The sequence below is a fragment of the Phaeodactylibacter xiamenensis genome, from assembly GCF_965229835.1.
Lineage (GTDB): Bacteria > Bacteroidota > Bacteroidia > Chitinophagales > Saprospiraceae > Phaeodactylibacter > Phaeodactylibacter xiamenensis.
Genome location: NZ_OZ245931.1, coordinates 2,365,096 through 2,379,840 on the forward strand (window position 1 = coordinate 2,365,096; position 14,745 = coordinate 2,379,840).

Genomic DNA, 14,745 nt, shown 5'->3' on the forward strand with positions numbered 1-14,745 from the left:
TTACACGCTTTATCGCTGAGTAATAATTTCGTTTTGCCTAAAGGGCAAAATCCAGGGTTTAGGCATTAGGTGGTCGGTTTGGGCTGCCAGGTTGACATTAGGGTCGATCAGGCGTTGGCTTGCCCGTCCGTTTAGGGCCACAAAGCAGTCAACGGTAACCTCCGGATTGACAATACCGTAATCCCGTTGGTAGACTTCTGCCAGATGGTGGGCGTATTGCAGGATAAGGTCAGGCTGTATAGCCATTTGCTTTTCCTGATAGGCTGTTAGATAATCGGAATTGTCCACTTCAGACTGTCTTCCGGTATGCGGATCACGGACGGTAAAAGTGGCCTGCCCTACCTTTTCCACCAGCATGACCCGCCAGGCAAAACGATAGCCCTCCTCCGTCCACAGGACATTGCCCGGGTAACAGAGGTACCGCAGTGGCAGCAGGAATTGAATGGCGAAGTATACCAGAAGCCCGGTGCGGAGCAATGACATTTGTGCTTTCGGAACATTCATTTTTTGGCCAGTAGCTCCACTGCCGTAGCCCAGTTTGTCCAGCCAGCGTTCGTGCACCGCCGCCGGAAAAAAGATGAGCGTATTAAAGATCATGATGAACGGGAAAAGCCCAATATTAAAGAGCAGCCTGGTCAGTACATGAAACGCAATTACGGCTACATAGGCCCAGGGACGGGTGCGTCGCCCCAACAAGAAAAATGGGATGGTCAGGTCATAAAAAGCGCCTGCCCAACTGAACGCATAGGCCGCCCAGGATTGTGTAAAAAGGGCACCCACCAATGGCCAGTCTGCCTTAGTCGGTAACCAAACCGCGAGTGGCATCGCCCGAAATAACCAGTCGGCATTTAGTTTGGCAAAGCCTGCGTAAAAATAGACCATACTGATCTGTAACATGATCAGGTATATGCACCAGGCTGGCACGGTTTCCACCCTTAGCGCCGGTTTGCGCCATACATCAAGGGAAAAACGGCGATGGGCCGGCAAAGAGATCAGCAGCAACCCCAATAGCACAACCAGGTAATAATGATTGAGGTAGTTGGTTACATCGGTTAACTCCGTGTAGGTAAAACTCAGCCAGAAGACCAAGGCTGACCAGCGGTAAAATAAGCCCAGCATAATGCCCAACGCACTTAGCCCAACGATACCATATACCCAGTACATCCCCGCCACACTGAGCGGTTCGACCCATTCAAAACCGTAGAACTTGAAAAAGAAATCCGGCTCACCATACAGGCGTTCGATCCACCCACTCGCCATAAACCGGAAAGCCCCGGTTGCCATCAATCCGCCAAAAAGGATGCGGAAAGTGACAAGCGGGGCGATGCGCCGGGGCGCGGAAAGCCAATCTCGATATTGTTTAATCGGAATCACTTGGGTTGTCGATATAAGTGATGGCGACACATAAAACCGAGGGCATGTCGGTCTTAATGTTCACAATTTGTTTCGTAATCTCGTTGTAGGCGGTAACGGCCAGGTCATTATTGTCATCCACAGCGGTTCGTAAGGGTGCAGGCACCGCTTCAATGGCCGCTTTTGCTGCTTCAAACTGCTGCTGAATGCGGGCATTAAGGCTTTCGCCCTCCTTGGTGGCATTGACTGCTTCGAGGTAGTCATCCAGACCGGGGCCATTTTGGCTATCCTGTCCGATACCAAGGTAGAAACGTTCGGCGGCAAGCAGGGCTCGTTGGGCCAGTGACAGTGACAGCCCGGAGTAAGGCGCCTCCACCTTATCCGGATTGGTAAAGCCGAGGGTAACCACACCGGCCGGAATGCCGATTTTGTCCCGCTTGATCATCTCATAATGCTCATTCAGCCCATTGATGATCTGACTGAGGGATGCACCGGCGGCAGTACCTTCATTGACCACGAACTGATCGCGGTACCCGTTTTTCCAGGCATCACTGACCGTCTTGGCAGCATCCGCAATAAATGCCGTCTGCTCCGTTAGAAAAGTAGCATACTTGGCATCTGCAAATTGCGCGGATACAGCCTCCTCACTCCCATCTCCTAACCCGTACAGCAGATAGTCCAGGGCGGGAAAGCCTTTATCAAAAGTGTTAGGATTGGTAAAGTCGTAGTCCTCCCCGTCAATTTTAGATTCCAAAGCGGAGGCATTGAGCGGGAAGTTATTCAGTGTGGCACGCAGGGCCACTGCTTCCGCCGGCCCAAACTCGAACTGTGCGACCTCCTGCCAGCTCAGATAAGCTGTTTCAAAGGCTGCCCGGGCATCGGCCAGGGTTTGGGTGGAAGGGGCTTCCGCAAAATCGAAAGCAGCAGCATGCAGGTTGTTTGCACTCAGCTCCAGAGCGGCATACCCCGGTAGAATGATTTCCTCCGCAATGTGGGTAAACAAGGACTGCTGATCAAAATCACTTTCACAGGGCCGCTGTGCGCCGCCCATCTCGTCCCCGCAACCCGCAAACAAAAGAAGGGCAGCAAGGCCGGCAAAACAAAAAATTGGCTTTAACAATTGCATAAATTTAGTGGGTTGTGGGTAACAGCCTTGCCCATTTAAGGGACATTGCGCTGGAACTATGGGATAAAGATTCCGACGGATTTATTAGAAACTGTCCTTGGATTCCATCAGGTCTAAAGCTTCCGCCAGTTTGATCTTAGCGTCATTCAGGCGTTCAGGAGTGGTATTGTACAAGTCCATTTCCATGAAATCGCTGCTGCCGGCAATGTCTTCAAGCACTGCTGCAACCTCCGCGTTACTCATACGCTTCTCCGGGCTGAACTGAATGGCGTAGGTGAAGGCAATGGCTTCAGACAGGGCGTGCGCACGGATCGCCATATCATCAAAACTTTCGATGGCCGTGTTCAGGTAGCTGATCGCAGTCGCCCCGGTGATGGTTTCCCAGGTCTGACGGATTTCCGCGATGGCCTCGTCACGGGCGGTGAGGTCGTCATTGCTGATGCCAGCCCGACCTTTGATAAAAGCATCCATCATCTGCTGATTGCAGTTGAGAATGGGGTCACGGCGGTCGGAGTAAACACCCCAAAAGGCGATGTTGTCTTTATTGAGAGGAAAATTTGTGGGCACACCATAGTAACCAAAAGCTTCATCCCAGTGGTGCTCCATGTCGGTGCCTTCGCCGGGGGTTATGGTTTCGTTGTCGACGTTCATGCGATCGTCCCCAAAGTAGACGGTCAGGGCCTGATAGTAGAAACAGGCGCCCATGAGGCCTTTCTCGATCAACTGGGCAAATTCCACGCCTTTTTCATTCAGCAGGTATTGCTTGGCGCCATCCAGACTGACCACCACACCGGCAACGCCTTCTTGACCAGGCACTATTGACTGGCTGTGCTGGGCGATGGCATCCATCAGGGTTTCAAACCGGGCTTGTTCCTGTTCGAAGGTTTTGCTTTTCAGCTGCTTGGAGGCATCATATTCCAAGGTCCAGTTGGCTGCGGCTGCATCATTAGCGTACATAGCTTTCAGACGGCTTGCGTCGAGTACCGTACCGGGCGTATTGGCGGAGCCCAGGTAGCTTTTCATTTCCAGGAGCATCTGCAGGCGCTGTACCTGTCCATCGTAGCTTACATTCTCAAAGCTGTAGGTATCAGGTATGGTATAACTGTTATCCTCTTCGGAATCACAGCTCCAAAATAGTACACTTATTGCAAGGGCAAGGCTCAGTAGTTTGTAGTTTGGCATCCGTCTCTATTTAAGTGGATTAAATCTAAATAAACACAGATGCAAAAGTAACCGGCGATATTCGGGCTCACAATACCCAAATTAAGGCATCAAGATCCAAAAACTACCTAGCGTTAGGTAATTTGCGTAAGCTGAACGCTAATTTTCGACTTAGTGCATTACCACCTGACTACTTACTTTGCGCAAAGCCTGCCCATTGGCGAAGGTGCCCTCCAGTACCAGGGCGTAATGCCCGGAAGGCCAACCTAAGACATCAACGGTAGCCTGATGCTTTCCTTCAGCATATTGCCCGGACAGCAAAGTTGTTATCAACTGCCCCTGCCCATTGTACGCCCGCAGGGTTACCTGAGCTGCGCTGCCTAATTCGAAGGGAACAGTGAGCTCATTATCAGCAGGATTAGGGAAAGCGGGCAGCAGTCGGGAACGGCTAGCCATGGGGCCCTCTGTACTTACAATATCGCGAAGGTCGGTTTCGTAAATGCCCAATCCATGGGTGGCTACGCGGAGTTTACGCCCTGCTCCGATACTTAGGTGCATGGCCATAACAGCATCCGCAATGCCATCTGAGTACCATTCCCAGCTCTGTCCGTAATCAAAGGAAGCGTAAACGCCCAGATCATTGCCTACATACAAATCGGAGGGCTGTTCAGGGTCAACTACGATAGAATTGGCGGGAATATCCGGTAAGCCTGAGCTGATCGATAACCAGGTGAGCCCTCCATCTTCAGATTTGAAGGCATGGTCCGTACCAAAGCCAGAGCAAACCGCATACACGGTACCCGGAGTTGCAGGGTCGAAAGTGATTTCCATAAAAACCCGGTCTGGCAAACCATTAACAGGGCTCCAGGAAGACCCACCGTCCGAACTGCGCATCACTTTTGCGGTACCGCCCAGCAATGGAGCCGTTGCCACCAGCAGTACATTCTGATCATAAGGTGCAGCAGCGATTGTCAGGATTGGATTTTCGTATTCGCTATCGACCGGCCCGCTGGAGGTGGCGGCCCAATTTACTCCATAATTATTGCTTCGGTGCAAGCGCTGTGCTCCGGCATAAATAGTAGCCGGATTCTGAGGAGCAAGGATAAAGGGGCCATTAAAGTTTGTCACTTCATTACCCAGACTGCTGATGGGCAGCGGACCAAAGTCCAGCCCGCCATTGAAGCTCTGCCGGATATTCAGCCGCTGAAAGGAGCCATAGACACGGCTGTTATCTTCCTGGTCAATAGCGGTGCACATCCCATCGCCACCGATTACGCGGTACCAGGAGTCATCCCCCAGATAGACAGCCGTTGCATTATCCTGTAAGCCACCGATCGCCAGATTAGGGTTAGTCAGGCTGCTGGAAAACTTAGCGTAAAACTGCTGGGTTTGATAACCTCCATTTCGCCCAGACCAAGACTCGCCGTTGTCTTCGGATACAAAAACACCGCCATCTGTAGCTACGAAGACCGTGTTGTTGTCAAAAGGGAAATAGTAAGCTGCATGAATATCGGCATGCACATAGTCGAAGGGGCCTTCCGGGCCACCCACCGGTGTCTGTCCGAAGAACCATTTGAACCAAAAGGCTTTCTGAGCAACTGTTGCGCCACCGTCAACGGATTTGAACAAGTCTACACCGGTGTAAATAATGGTATTCGGATTATCCGGCTTAACCGCCACATCATGAGAATACCAGCCCTGGAACCGGGCAATATCATCGGTATTGATTAGGCCCCAGTTATTTCCACCATCCTCAGACTTATAGAGCCCCCGGCTCTCGAAGGCATCCGCAAGGGAGATGTAAATAATCTCCGGATTAGAAGGGCTGATACTCAACATCGCCTTTCCGGAATAGTCGGTAGGCAAGCCTGGGACTGGCTGAAAGCTTGCGCCCCCATCGGAAGAGCGAAAGATACCAGCCTGAGGGCTTTCATACCCCCCGTAGGTTGCGAATAGCACAGCGGTGTCGGCCGGATGTAGATTTAAGTCCATACCCATGGGGAAGTCATGCACCAGGCTCCAGGTTTGCCCGGCATCCAGAGAGCGGTAAGTACCTTCTGTGGTGGTTGCCCACACGGTATTGGTGTTTTGCGGATTGATAATAACATCCCAAACACCCCGCATGTCTTCATAGGACCAATCCAGGGCTTTTTCCCAGGTCAATCCGCCATCAGTGGTTTTCAGTATACCCATACCATATGAACCCCGGGTAAGCCGGTCGGAAACACCAGGCATAGCAACTGTGTAATTGTATACCTCACCGGTACCGATATACATTTCTTCCGGGTTGTCCGGGTTAATAGCAATGCTGCTTACCCCTAGTACCGGATACCCCAGGGGTACACGTTCCCAAGCTTCTACACCAACACCAGCTGAAGTGGACTTCCAAAGCCCGCCACTGGCAGAACCGGCATAAAGAATGTCTGGATTGTTAGGATGGAAAGCCAGGCAGAGCGTTCGGCCACCGAAATTCTTAGGCCCCATTGCCTCCCATTCAGCTGAATTGCCACGAAACTCCAGAAGCGTTTGTTGTGCTTCGTGGGCGATGGTCAGGTTGCGCATTTGAATTTTCCCATCAGGATAAGACCGGACTCTGCCCCATTCTTCCATAGCAAGGGCGGCACCGCTTTCCTTTTCTTCGTAAGGTTCAGTTTGCTGTACCCCTGTGCAAGCGCTCAGGGAAATGGAAAAAATCAGCAGCAGGCGGGAAAAAGCAAGAAGGTTACCCATTTTTGATCTCAAAATAAGGAAATCCTATCTGGCTGTAGGAGGCACAACAGCTAAAAACTGTACGATAGGCGCTATTCAGCAGCCTTTTCAGCACCGATAACCGGTCCATTTTCGATAAATTCTACCAGATTGTCGAGAGACCAGGCATTCTTAATATCGAAATCTCCAACTTTGGTCCTCCGAAGGGCGGTCAGGTATGCGCCGCTTTGCAAGGCTATCCCAAAGTCGTGCGCCAGTGAACGGATGTAGGTGCCTTTGCTGCAACTGACCTCGAAGTCGATCTCCGGCAACTCCACCCGGGTGATCTTAAAGCTAAAGATTTCCACATCGCGGGGCTCTACCTCAACGATTTCGCCCTTCCGGGCTTTTTTATAAAGTGGCTGCCCATCTACCTTGATTGCGCTGAACATAGGAGGTACTTGCTGTATTTTGCCAGTGAACTGCTGGCGGGCCTGCTCGATAATTTCGGGGGTAATGTGGTCAGTTGGGAATCGCTCCTGTATTTCCGATTCCGCATCATAGGAAGGCGTTGTCGCGCCAATAAACATAGTTCCCGTGTAGGATTTGGAAAGCCCTTGCAGATCGTTTAGCTTTTTGGTAAACTTACCTGTACAAAGTACAAGAAGCCCTGTTGCCATGGGATCAAGGGTACCTGAATGCCCGACTTTTATCTTCTTCACCTTCAGTCGATGCTTGATTTTGTAGCGGACTTTATTCACGACATCAAATGATGTCCAGCCTTGTGGCTTGTCGACTAGAAGTGTGGCACCTGCTCTAAAGTCATACCTGGGAACCGGTTGGTCATCTCCCTCCATGTCCATTTAAAGTGTTTTATAAACAACAAACGGGCAGTATCATCAGGTACTACCCATACAAATAAGGCTGCTACAAGCCTTAAGAGGTCACCATGAAAATGGCAATTGCAGCAACGATAAAACAATATACAGAAAAATAGGTCAATTTACTACGCTTCACCAGGCTGATCATCCAAAGGCAAGCGAAGGCTCCTGTTACAAAAGCAGCAACAAAGCCTACCGCCAGGGGGATAGCCTGATCCGCTGACATTACCATTTCTCCATCCAGTATATCCTTCGCCATTTTGCCCAATATAAGGGGAACGACCATAAGAAAGGAAAAGCGGGCAGACTTTTCTCGGTCGATCCCTAAGAGAACAGAAGTAGAAATAGTAGCGCCAGAGCGGGAAATCCCGGGCAGTATGGCAATAGCCTGCGCGATTCCGATGATCAGGGCATTGATATAGGAGACACTTTTATTGGTACGCTTTGCCCGGTCTGCCAGGAATAACAACAACCCGGTAACGATGAGCATAAACCCAACAAGCATAATGCGTTGATCGAATAGCTGTTCAATCTGCTCTTCAAAAACGAGCCCTACGAATGCAGCAGGGATCATGGACAGGACGATCTTAAGGGAAAACTGCAGCTCTTCATTCCACTCCAACTGCAATAACCCCCGCAGAATTTCCGCCACATCCTTTCGGAAAATCAATAGCGTGGAAAGCGCGGTAGCCGCGTGTAAAGTCACGGTCATAAGCAAGCTCTCTTCTGCCATGCTGTCGTCACCCAGAAAAAATTTAGCCAGTTCCAAATGCCCACTACTGCTGATAGGCAGAAACTCTGTTAGCCCCTGAATGACTCCGAGCAGAACAGAACGAAGGATATCTTCCATGATTGTGCATAATTGAGCTTCCTACCCGTAAAGCAGGAAGGGTTGACAATCGGCTATTTCTTAAAAATTGCCCAAATCTCCATCCCCAGCCCCATCAAAATCACGATAGGGGCAAGCACAGTGCGGCGGGCGCTGTAAATGATATCGTCTTCCCATACATCCGGAGAAGGCATATCGCCACCTGCCATTAAGATCAGCCCGAGGAGAACAAGCCCCAGCCCTCCTGCGATGAGGATGTAGTTAGACTTGCCAAATGCCAGCTCCATCTGAGGAGACTCAACCTCCCGTGTACTGCGGCGGGAGCTCGTTGGTTTCACCACTTTTTTTGCTGTACTCTTACTATCAGTGGTAACGACCACCTTTTTCTTTCCAGGTTTTTCCTTACTCATGACTTCAATTTAGACTATTAATTTAGTAGAGGTCATCTACTCTCATTTTCAAATATTTGCGAACGACCAGGAATGTGCTGACCGTATTGATGGCCATACCCATGGTTAACAGTAAACCAAACAATATAAACATCCCGGTCCAGTCCTGAATATCCCGTAACCCAGGTACATCCGCCTGAACGTAGAGATACAGGAGCAACAACGCCCCGGATGCCAATGCTCCGCTAAACAGGCCATGGATCATCGCTCTGCGCAGGAATGGCCGGCTAATGAACTCCCAGGTGGCACCAACCAGTTCCATATTCTTGATCAGGAAGCGGTTGGCATACAGCGCCAGACGGACAGTATTATGAATAAGCAAGCCTGCAACACCAAGAAACAAAACTAAAATAGCCAGTGCTGCGATGCCGATCATTTTGATATTATCCGCAATATCATTCACCAGGCTTTCCTGATAGTATACGTCAGTTATGCCTTCGCGTTCAATCAGAGCGGTACGAATCCCTTTTAAACTATCCGGGTGCATGTAAGCAGCCTTCACGTTGAAGGTGATGACATCATACAAAGGATTAGGCAGGTCAAGCTTCAGGAAGTCATCACCAAAATCTTCCCGCATCAATTCAGCCCCCTGTTCCTTGCTTATGAACTCGGCAGAGCCTTCACGGACAAAACCCATTTGGTCTACTTCCTGCAGGATTTGCCTGGCCATATTATCGGTCTCCTCCCCCTGCAATTCGATGATCAGATTAACTTTTTCCTTAAGTTCGTTAACGATCAGCTGTGCATTAAAAAGCGTCAGGGCAAAGAAGCCAAGGGCGAACAGCACCAATGCTACGCTGATGATGGAATGCCAATAATTGGGACGGCTTCCTGAACGACGTGGATCTTGCTGCTCGGGCATAGAAGGTATTTGCTAGGTGCGCCGTAAAAAAGGCTGCAAATTGTAGGGTTCGGTTTGTTGAATACGCGCAAAATTAGAAAATATAAGCGAAACAGAACCTCTAAACCTCCATAAAGGCGGAAGTGCCAGGCAACAAAGCGAATTTTGCTTTCGTTTTTGTAAAAAAGCATGCATGCTATGAGAAACCTTGCCCTTGTCCTGTTAATATCGGGCTTACCCGGGATTACCTTACTGGCGCAACCTATTTTTCTAAACAACTCCTCTTTTGAAGATGCCGCTCAGGATGCCACAGTACCCAGTGGGTGGTTTGGGTGCCAGCTGGGTTCGACGCCGGATATTCTTCCCGGGCAGTGGGGCGTTTATCAGCCAGCAGAAGATGGCGACACTTACGTAGGGCTCATTACCCGTGAGGACGGGACCTGGGAAAGTATAGGGCAACGGCTATCCCAGCCATTGAAGAAGAACGATTGTTATACACTAACCCTGTTCCTTTCACATTCTGACAACTATGAGACGTACAACGGCAAATTACAACTACGTATTTACGGTGGCACTACTAAATGTCAGCAAGCTCAGGTTCTCTATGAGTCTCCTGTAATCCGGCAATCCCGCTGGGAAGAATACGAAATAGAGTTTTTTGTCAAACAAGATGTTTACTACCTTGTTTTTGAAGCCTACCATCCCCACCAGGGACGTGCATACCGTGGCAACCTACTTATAGACGGTATTTCGCCTATTGAGAAGTGTACACGAGCGATGCTTGATTAAAGCCTTATTGCTCTTTTTTCTCCATTTCCTCCATCAGCCCCTCTGTTTTGCGAACGAGATCCTCCCATTCATTCTCGATTTCCTTTCGGCTGGAGCTATCCATAGTGGGCCGTTCATCAGGTGTATTGTTATAATTCTCCGGTAATTCCCGATTGATATCCTCACTTAGCCGTTTTCTTTTTTCTTCGAGCTCAGCAATCTTGTCCAGCAAATCGCGATTGTCTTCCAATTGTTCGGCTTTGCTTTTTAGGTTGTCGAGGAGCCCACCTACTTTATCAACTGCTTCGTCATATTTGCCTTCATCAAACTTTTGCTTTTCCTGTTTAAGCAGGTCAAAAGCTGACTTTGTGAGGTCTTTTACACTGGTGAATATTTCCTTGGATTGTGCTTTCTCCTCCGGCGTACCAAAAAAGTAATTGTACACCAGGATGCCGCCCACTAACAACAACCCTACTTTGATCAGACTTTTCAGCATGTTTTCATTTTTTGTGTAAAGATAAGGCTGGATTTTGCAGTAAAAAAACGCAATCCATTCGTTTAATATAATCTGACGTGATTGAATCAGGAAAGCAGGTCATTCAACTCTTCAAGTTCAATGCCTAGTATAGCAGCGACCTCTTTAGGGGACTGCCCTGCTTTTGTCAGCGTGACAGCGACTCTGCGTAGTTGTTCATGCTTTTTTTGTAACTCCTGATCCTTCTGCGAAAGCGCTTGGTCCTTCTGCGAAAGTTCCTGGTCTTTGTGGGAGAGCTCCTGGTCTTTGTGGGAGAGCTCCTGGTCCTTCTGGGAGAGCCGCTGCTCTTTTTCGAAAAGCTCTCGTTCTTTTTCTGCTATCATGCGCTGATAGTCCTCAAATTCTTCGATCAGGTCATCCTCTGCATCCATGATTTCACGGACTTCTGGCTCAGCAACGGCTTGCTGCAATCGGCGAAGCAGTGCACGGTAGCGCTTTGGAACCTCGGATTCTTCTATATTGAGCAGGTGCCGGTCTTCATTGATAAAAGATTGGTCAAATAGTGATAGTAATTGCTCTAACTCATTGCGGCGGTGGCCAGTCAGGTAGGGAATCTGAATGATAATGCTATCGTGGGTGAGGCTCTCGATAAAGATTTCCCTTTCCTGAAGAACTTCTCCGGTTGCGGCATCCGTGTAAGAACGGTTGATCCGGATCACAGGCGCAGTGATATGATCAAGCTTGTGCCCAAGGAAATAGATACTGAGTATAGGCAGTGCCTTTCGCTGCGCATACTCCTCTGCGGGTTCCTGTACCACATTATTTTTGTTGCGGTATTGCTCGCCAAGGTAGCGCCTGAACCGCATAATATCTGTAGCCAGTTTGGCCTTCTGCAATTCCAGAATCACGAGCTGCTCCTCTCCATTAGCGTACCTGATGCGGGCACTGAAGTCCATGCGCATTACCATCAGTGCTTTACCAACGGGAAATTGATGCTCAGTGGGGCGTAGCTTCAGACTGACTACTTCTTCTCCTATAATAGCAGAGAGCAGCAGCCTTGCCAGCTTCTCATCATTCATAAGGTATTTAAAGACCACATCGTAGATAGGATTCGCAATCTGCACCATATTCCAAAGCATTTAGCTAACAAAAATACAACGCTTTCTGCTTTTACGCCACCCCCAGCGAATTGCATCCTGCTGTCACGTGGGGTTTTCACCGGAAAATACCTATTTTCGCGCTCTGAAAAACGGCATGGGGAACTCCTGTTTGCCCATCAACGTTTAATCAACCATCAAAACCGCAGCTGTAGCATGGAATACAAACCCGGAGAAATCGAGAGTAAGTGTAAAGCATTCTGGGAAAAAGAGGGGATTTACAAAGTAAACATAGACCCCGATAAGCCAAAGTACTACGTACTTGATATGTTTCCCTATCCTTCCGGATCCGGTCTCCACGTTGGTCATCCCCTTGGATACATTGCCTCGGATATTTACTCCCGCTATAAGCGACTCAAAGGGTTCAATGTCCTGCACCCTATGGGCTACGATGCCTTTGGCCTACCGGCAGAACAATACGCTATTCAAACTGGCGTACACCCCGCAAAATCTACCACAGAGAATATACAGCGGTACCGCGAGCAACTGGATAATATTGGCTTTAGCTTCGACTGGAGCCGGGAGGTACAAACCTGTGACCCGGCTTATTACAAGTGGACGCAGTGGATATTCATGCAACTGTATAACCACTATTACGATACTTCAGCCGACAAAGCCCTGCCAATAGAAACACTTGTACAGCACCTGGAACAGCAGGGCAACGCCAACCTCAATGCTGTAGCCAATGAGGAAACTCCTGAAATAACAGCCGAGGCATGGAAAAATATGTCAGAAGGAGAACAACAACTGTTCCTCCTCAACTACCGCCTTACCTTCCCGGAGGAAAGCTATGTCAACTGGTGCCCCCAACTGGGTACGGTACTCTCCAACGACGAGGTCAAAGATGGCGTCAGCGAGCGGGGCGGCTATCCGGTAGAGCGCAAACTTATGCAGCAGTGGAGCATGCGCATTACAGCCTACGCGGACCGGTTGCTGTACGGGCTTGACAACGTTGACTGGCCGGAAAGCCTGAAAGAGCAGCAGCGCAACTGGATTGGCCGTTCTCAGGGCGCAAGCGTAAAGTTTGCACTGGAGGAAACGCCGGATACCAAAATTGAAGTATTTACCACCCGGGTAGACACCATCTATGGCGTTACCTTCATGGTGCTGGCTCCTGAGCATGAACTCGTCGCTCAACTGACCAAGCCGGAGCAACAGGAAGAAATCGAAAAATACATCAAATGGACCGCTTCCCGTTCTGAGGTGGAGCGTATGGCAGAGGTCAAGAAAGTTACCGGAGCTTTCACCGGTAGTTATTGCCTGAATCCGGTCAACGGAGAGAAAGTGCCCATCTACATTGCCGACTATGTGCTCGCGGGCTATGGTACGGGAGCCGTCATGGCGGTACCTTCCGGTGATCAGCGGGACTGGAACTTTGCCAAGCACTTTGGGCTGCCTATAGTGCCCATACTCGATGCCCAGCAAAATCTGGACGAAGCAGCTGATGCCACCAAAGAAGGTAAATACATCAACTCAGAGCTGATCAACGGGCTGGCATACGAAGAAGCCGTACCTAAACTTATCAGCTGGCTCGAAACACAGGGCGCCGGCCGTGGGAAAATTCAGTACCGCCTGCGCAATGCCGTCTTTAGCCGTCAGCGGTACTGGGGAGAGCCTGTGCCTGCTTACTGGAAAGATGGCGTGCCTTATTTGATTGACGAGTCCGAGCTGCCACTGGTCTTGCCACAGGTAGACAAATACCTGCCTACCGAGACCGGTGAGCCACCGCTGGGCCGGGCAAACGACTGGAAGTACAAGGGGCAATATGACTACGAACTGTCCACCATGCCAGGTTGGGCAGGCTCCTCCTGGTACTGGTATCGCTACATGGATCCCGGCAATGATCAGGCTTTCGTATCCAAAAAAGCCGTGGACTACTGGCAGGATGTAGACTTGTACATCGGTGGGTCTGAGCATGCGGTAGGCCACTTGCTCTACAGCCGATTCTGGAACCACTTTCTTTACGATCTTGGATTGGTCCCCAAAAAGGAGTACGCAAAAAAGCTGATCAATCAGGGTATGATACAGGGCGTGATCGAGTTTATCTACCTCGATAAAAACAGCACAGGGCAGAAGCGCTTTGTCTCGGCTGACATGATCGGGCAGTACCCGGATGCAGAGTGGGCTCAAATACCGGTCCATGTAGACTTCGTGAGCGACTATGGCAAGGCCGATTCTTATCTTGATGAAGCAGGCGTTCAGCAGTTCCTCGACTGGCGCCCGGAGTTCAAGGGTGCAGCTTTCGAAACCAACGGAGAAGGTAAAATGATGACTTACAGCGAGGTCGGCAAAATGTCGAAATCGAAATTTAATGTCATCAATCCGGATGATGTCGTGGCACAGTACGGAGCCGACTGCTTCCGGATGTATGAGATGTTCCTGGGCCCTATTGAACAGGCCAAGCCCTGGGACACACAGGGTATCGATGGCGTTTATAAATTCCTGCGCCGGTTCTATGATCTGTTTTCCGATAAGGATGGGCACTTCACGGTTAGCAATGAGGCACCGGACAAAGCCGAGCTTAAGGTGCTACACCAGGCCATTCAGAAGGTGGAGCAGGACATCGAACGTTTTTCCTTCAATACCTGCGTCAGTGCTTTCATGATTGCGACTAATGAGCTGCGCAAGATGAAGTGCAACAAGCGGAACATCCTGGAGCCTCTGACTGTACTTATAGCGCCATTTGCTCCTTTTACCGCAGAAGATCTTTGGTCAAAGCTTGGACACGGAGGCAGCGTTCACAAAGATGGCCAATATCCGGCTTTCAATCCGGAGTACCTCAAAGAAGATGAAGTGGAATACCCCATTGCCATCAACGGAAAAACCAGGGCTACGGCTTCCTTCCCTTCCGATGCTTCCAAAGAAGACCTTGAGGCAGCTGCCCGGGAGCTGGAAGACATCCAAAAATGGATCGAAGGCAAGACTATCCGCAAAGTTATTGTGGTGCCCAAGCGCATGATCAATATCGTAGTTGGTTAAAACATACGGTCCGGCCTGGTTTAAGCCGGGCCGTTAAT

The 14,745-nt window shown here is 49.9% G+C and carries 12 protein-coding genes; 2 read left to right on the top strand and 10 right to left on the bottom strand.

What is annotated here, in order from left to right; translation table 11 throughout:
* Positions 1 to 9: 9 nt before the first annotated feature.
* The 8 genes from ACO08I_RS08740 to ACO08I_RS08775 form a co-directional block, all read right to left on the bottom strand.
* Positions 10 to 1,374 (bottom strand): HTTM domain-containing protein, encoded by a 1,365-nt coding sequence (locus ACO08I_RS08740; protein WP_421949080.1) that lies wholly within the window; start codon positions 1,372 to 1,374, stop codon positions 10 to 12.
* On the bottom strand, positions 1,361 to 2,479 hold the full coding sequence (locus ACO08I_RS08745; protein ID WP_421949081.1) for an imelysin family protein: 1,119 nt from the start codon (positions 2,477 to 2,479) through the stop codon (positions 1,361 to 1,363). The genes ACO08I_RS08740 and ACO08I_RS08745 overlap by 14 nt, the downstream gene beginning before the upstream one ends.
* Positions 2,480 to 2,563: 84 nt before the next feature.
* Positions 2,564 to 3,661, bottom strand: a complete 1,098-nt coding sequence (locus ACO08I_RS08750) for a DUF4856 domain-containing protein (RefSeq protein WP_421949082.1) — start codon at positions 3,659 to 3,661, stop codon at positions 2,564 to 2,566.
* Positions 3,662 to 3,811: 150 nt separating this feature from the next.
* Positions 3,812 to 6,370 carry a T9SS type A sorting domain-containing protein gene (locus tag ACO08I_RS08755; RefSeq protein WP_421949083.1) on the bottom strand — a complete coding sequence of 853 codons (2,559 nt, stop codon included), beginning with the start codon at positions 6,368 to 6,370 and terminating at the stop codon, positions 3,812 to 3,814.
* Positions 6,371 to 6,441: 71 nt separating this feature from the next.
* Positions 6,442 to 7,191, bottom strand: a complete 750-nt coding sequence (gene truB / locus ACO08I_RS08760) for a tRNA pseudouridine(55) synthase TruB (RefSeq protein ID WP_238578290.1) — start codon at positions 7,189 to 7,191, stop codon at positions 6,442 to 6,444.
* A gap of 73 nt (positions 7,192 to 7,264) precedes the next feature.
* Complete coding sequence (locus ACO08I_RS08765) at positions 7,265 to 8,059, bottom strand: undecaprenyl-diphosphate phosphatase (RefSeq protein WP_282784772.1); 795 nt, start codon at positions 8,057 to 8,059, stop codon at positions 7,265 to 7,267.
* 53 nt (positions 8,060 to 8,112) lie between these two features.
* Positions 8,113 to 8,448, bottom strand: a complete 336-nt coding sequence (locus ACO08I_RS08770) for a DUF3098 domain-containing protein (RefSeq protein ID WP_081968787.1) — start codon at positions 8,446 to 8,448, stop codon at positions 8,113 to 8,115.
* Between the two features lie 22 nt (positions 8,449 to 8,470).
* Positions 8,471 to 9,349, bottom strand: coding sequence for a cell division protein FtsX (locus tag ACO08I_RS08775; protein WP_282784770.1), 879 nt, complete (start codon positions 9,347 to 9,349; stop codon positions 8,471 to 8,473).
* 177 nt (positions 9,350 to 9,526) lie between these two features.
* Here ACO08I_RS08775 and ACO08I_RS08780 point away from each other — a divergent pair, with 177 nt between their 5' ends.
* A complete protein-coding gene (locus ACO08I_RS08780) occupies positions 9,527 to 10,117 on the top strand; it encodes a hypothetical protein (RefSeq protein ID WP_282784768.1) in 591 nt (196 codons plus the stop codon).
* A gap of 4 nt (positions 10,118 to 10,121) precedes the next feature.
* Here the strand turns inward: ACO08I_RS08780 and ACO08I_RS08785 are convergent, their stop codons facing one another.
* Together ACO08I_RS08785 and ACO08I_RS08790 are read right to left on the bottom strand one after the other, a co-directional pair.
* Positions 10,122 to 10,592, bottom strand: coding sequence for a hypothetical protein (locus ACO08I_RS08785; protein ID WP_044222810.1), 471 nt, complete (start codon positions 10,590 to 10,592; stop codon positions 10,122 to 10,124).
* 86 nt (positions 10,593 to 10,678) lie between these two features.
* Positions 10,679 to 11,698 carry a hypothetical protein gene (locus ACO08I_RS08790; RefSeq protein ID WP_421949084.1) on the bottom strand — a complete coding sequence of 340 codons (1,020 nt, stop codon included), beginning with the start codon at positions 11,696 to 11,698 and terminating at the stop codon, positions 10,679 to 10,681.
* A 186-nt stretch (positions 11,699 to 11,884) separates the two neighbouring features.
* Here ACO08I_RS08790 and leuS point away from each other — a divergent pair, with 186 nt between their 5' ends.
* Positions 11,885 to 14,707 carry a leucine--tRNA ligase gene (gene leuS / locus ACO08I_RS08795; protein ID WP_421949085.1) on the top strand — a complete coding sequence of 941 codons (2,823 nt, stop codon included), beginning with the start codon at positions 11,885 to 11,887 and terminating at the stop codon, positions 14,705 to 14,707.
* The last annotated feature ends 38 nt before the right edge of the window (positions 14,708 to 14,745 follow it).

Excerpts from the sequence above, each read along its gene's own strand:
- truB (WP_238578290.1), bottom strand. The coding sequence starts at position 7,191 with ATGGACATGGAGGGAGATGACCAACCGGTTCCCAGGTATGACTTTAGA.
- ACO08I_RS08775 (WP_282784770.1), bottom strand. The coding sequence starts at position 9,349 with ATGCCCGAGCAGCAAGATCCACGTCGTTCAGGAAGCCGTCCCAATTAT.
- ACO08I_RS08755 (WP_421949083.1), bottom strand. The coding sequence starts at position 6,370 with ATGGGTAACCTTCTTGCTTTTTCCCGCCTGCTGCTGATTTTTTCCATT.
- ACO08I_RS08780 (WP_282784768.1), top strand. The coding sequence starts at position 9,527 with ATGAGAAACCTTGCCCTTGTCCTGTTAATATCGGGCTTACCCGGGATT.
- ACO08I_RS08785 (WP_044222810.1), bottom strand. The coding sequence starts at position 10,592 with ATGCTGAAAAGTCTGATCAAAGTAGGGTTGTTGTTAGTGGGCGGCATC.
- ACO08I_RS08790 (WP_421949084.1), bottom strand. The coding sequence starts at position 11,698 with ATGGTGCAGATTGCGAATCCTATCTACGATGTGGTCTTTAAATACCTT.
- ACO08I_RS08750 (WP_421949082.1), bottom strand. The coding sequence starts at position 3,661 with ATGCCAAACTACAAACTACTGAGCCTTGCCCTTGCAATAAGTGTACTA.
- ACO08I_RS08770 (WP_081968787.1), bottom strand. The coding sequence starts at position 8,448 with ATGAGTAAGGAAAAACCTGGAAAGAAAAAGGTGGTCGTTACCACTGAT.
- leuS (WP_421949085.1), top strand. The coding sequence starts at position 11,885 with ATGGAATACAAACCCGGAGAAATCGAGAGTAAGTGTAAAGCATTCTGG.
- ACO08I_RS08765 (WP_282784772.1), bottom strand. The coding sequence starts at position 8,059 with ATGGAAGATATCCTTCGTTCTGTTCTGCTCGGAGTCATTCAGGGGCTA.
- ACO08I_RS08745 (WP_421949081.1), bottom strand. The coding sequence starts at position 2,479 with ATGCAATTGTTAAAGCCAATTTTTTGTTTTGCCGGCCTTGCTGCCCTT.